The sequence below is a fragment of the Bradyrhizobium sp. P2_E8 genome, assembly GCF_056403875.1.
The window spans coordinates 1-3,058 of record NZ_JBFUES010000905.1; the positions used below are offsets into that span (position 1 = coordinate 1).

The window sequence follows — 3,058 nt, forward strand, 5'->3', positions numbered from 1 at the left end:
GTCCCTCTGCTCGCTTGGGTCGCTTGCGCGGGTGGACTGATACGGAAATGACGGCGTCTTGAAGGCAATTCCCAAGCGTCCCTCTGCTCGCTTGGGTCGCTTGCGCGGGTGGACTGATACGGAAATGACGGCGTCTTGAAGGCAATTCCCAAGCAAATTCCGCGCCGCCGAGGCCGCCGTCGCCGGCACGAATCAGGTTCCTGTGCGGCCGTTCGCCAGTGCCTACAACGGGCAATTCCGCTGTCAAGCCACAGCGTCCCGGGAAACGGTATTTTTGTCTGATGTTACTAGGAAATATCTTGCGGGTGATCGCTGGCAGGTGGGGCTCAAGACTGCATTGCGATAGATCAAGAATTATGGTTTGAGAAGCTTGATTTCGGCGTTCTAGCGATCTGGCCCCAATTCCTCTTAGAGGTATTCTTGAGTGGCGGTTTGTCAGACGGACGGATCGAATAAGCGTTTCCCAAAAATAGGGGAACGCACTTGGGGTGATTTCGTAAGGGGAGCGCGAACGGCATGAGGATGTCGATGGGCCGGGTAGGCCGGCATTTGCTGGGATTGGCCGTAGCTGGTCTGACACTGGCGACGGGCGGCGCGGCATTTGCCGAGCTTGGGCAGCCGGCGCCATGGGAGTGGACGCTCCAGCAGTCCGGCTCGCCGGTGATGGACAATATCGTCTGGTTCCACAACTTCCTGTTCGTGCTCATCACGCTGATTACGCTGTTCGTTCTGGCGCTGCTGGTGGTCGTGGTCATCAAGTTCAACGCGAAGGCCAATCCGGTGCCCTCGCGGACCACCCACAACACGCTGATCGAGGTGGCCTGGACGCTGGTTCCGGTGCTGATCCTGGTCGGCATCTCGGTGCCGTCGTTCCGCCTGCTGTTTCTGGAGCTCGACGTGCCGAAGGCGGACCTGACCATCAAGGCGACCGGCAAGCAGTGGTATTGGTCCTACGCCTATCCTGACAACGGCAAGTTCGAGTTCGACTCGCTGATGGCCCAGGACAAGCAGCCTCGCCTGCTCGGCGTCGACAACGAGATGGTGGTGCCCGTCAACAAGGTGGTTCGTGTCCAGGTGACCGGCGCCGACGTCATCCACGCCTTCGCGCTGCCGGCTTTCGGCGTCAAGATCGACGCCATCCCGGGGCGGCTGAACGAGACCTGGTTCAAGGCCACCAAGACCGGCATGTTCTATGGCCAGTGCTCGGAGCTCTGCGGCAAGGATCACGCCTTCATGCCGATCGCGATTCGCGTCGTGGAAGACAAGGAGTTCGCCTCCTGGGTCGAAACGGCGAAGAAGAAATATGCGAGCGGCGGCACCAGCACCTACGCCTCCGCGGCCGGCCCGACGCAGTAAGCGCCGGGTGAGGGCTCGAGGGGACTGAAAGCGACATAAAGGGCGGGACCGCATAAGGTCCGCATGGGACGCAAGGCAGGATTTGAAAATGGCAACGAGCGCAGCGGCACACGGCGATCACGCGCAAGACCACGGACATGACGAGCACGCCCATCCGACCGGATGGCGGCGCTACGTCTATTCGACCAACCACAAGGACATCGGCACGATGTACCTGATCTTCGCGGTCATCGCCGGCGTCATCGGTGCCGCGATGTCGGTCGCGATCCGTGCCGAGCTGATGTATCCGGGCGTGCAGATCTTCCACGAGACGCACACCTACAACGTCTTCGTGACCTCCCACGGCCTGATCATGATCTTCTTCATGGTCATGCCGGCGATGATCGGCGGCTTCGGCAACTGGTTCGTGCCGCTGATGATCGGCGCGCCCGACATGGCGTTCCCGCGCATGAACAACATCTCGTTCTGGCTGCTGCCGGCCTCGTTCGGGCTGCTGCTGATGTCGACCTTCGTCGAGGGCGAGCCGGGCGCCAATGGTGTCGGCGCCGGCTGGACCATGTATGTGCCGCTGTCGAGCTCCGGCCATCCCGGCCCGGCCGTCGATTTCGCGATCCTGTCGCTGCATCTGGCGGGTGCCTCGTCGATCCTCGGCGCCATCAACTTCATCACCACGATCTTCAACATGCGCGCGCCGGGCATGACCCTGCACAAGATGCCGCTGTTCGTGTGGTCGATCCTGGTGACGGTGTTCCTGCTGCTGCTCTCGCTGCCGGTGCTCGCCGGTGCGATCACCATGCTGCTCACCGACCGCAATTTCGGCACGACCTTCTTCGCGCCCGACGGCGGCGGCGACCCCGTGCTGTTCCAGCACCTGTTCTGGTTCTTCGGCCATCCCGAGGTGTACATCCTGATCCTGCCCGCCTTCGGCATGATCAGCCAGATCGTCTCCACCTTCTCGCGCAAGCCCGTGTTCGGCTATCTCGRCATGGCCTACGCCATGGTCGCGATCGGCGGCATCGGCTTCGTGGTGTGGGCGCATCACATGTACACGGTCGGCATGTCCAGCGCGACGCAGGCCTATTTCGTCGCGGCGACGATGGTGATCGCGGTTCCGACCGGCGTGAAGATCTTCTCGTGGATCGCCACGATGTGGGGCGGCTCGATCGAATTCCGCGCCCCGATGATCTGGGCGGTCGGCTTCATCTTCCTGTTCACAGTCGGTGGCGTCACCGGCGTCGTGCTGGCGAATGCCGGCGTCGATCGCGTGCTCCAGGAGACCTACTACGTCGTCGCGCACTTCCACTACGTGCTGTCGCTCGGTGCGGTGTTCGGGATCTTCGCCGGCTGGTACTACTGGTTCCCGAAGATGTCGGGCTACATGTACAACGAGACGCTGGCCAAGGCGCACTTCTGGGTCACCTTCATCGGCGTCAACCTGGTGTTCTTCCCGCAGCACTTCCTCGGCCTGTCGGGCATGCCGCGCCGTTACGTCGATTATCCCGACGCGTTCGCTGGCTGGAACCTGGTCTCCTCGGTCGGCTCCTACATCTCCGGCTTCGGCGTGCTGATCTTCCTCTACTGCGTGTTCGACGCCTTCATGAAGAAGGTGCCGGCTGGCGACAATCCGTGGGGTGCGGGCGCGACCACGCTGGAGTGGACGCTGCCCTCGCCGCCGCCCTTCCATCAGTTCGAAGTGCTGCCC

At 62.3% G+C, this 3,058-nt stretch carries 2 protein-coding genes; both read left to right on the plus strand.

The features are described from left to right. Window positions 1-516 precede the first annotated feature (516 nt). A complete protein-coding gene (gene coxB / locus AC1D00_RS34015; protein ID WP_135176241.1) occupies window positions 517-1,356 on the plus strand; it encodes a cytochrome c oxidase subunit II in 840 nt (279 codons plus the stop codon). An 88-nt stretch (window positions 1,357-1,444) separates the two neighbouring features. Beyond that, on the plus strand, window positions 1,445-3,058 hold a 1,614-nt coding region (gene ctaD / locus AC1D00_RS34020), incomplete at its 3' end, for a cytochrome c oxidase subunit I (protein ID WP_477013682.1).

What these genes read in the sequence shown, in the direction of transcription:
- coxB (WP_135176241.1), top strand. Translation starts at nt 517, where the DNA reads ATGAGGATGTCGATGGGCCGGGTAGGCCGGCATTTGCTGGGATTGGCC.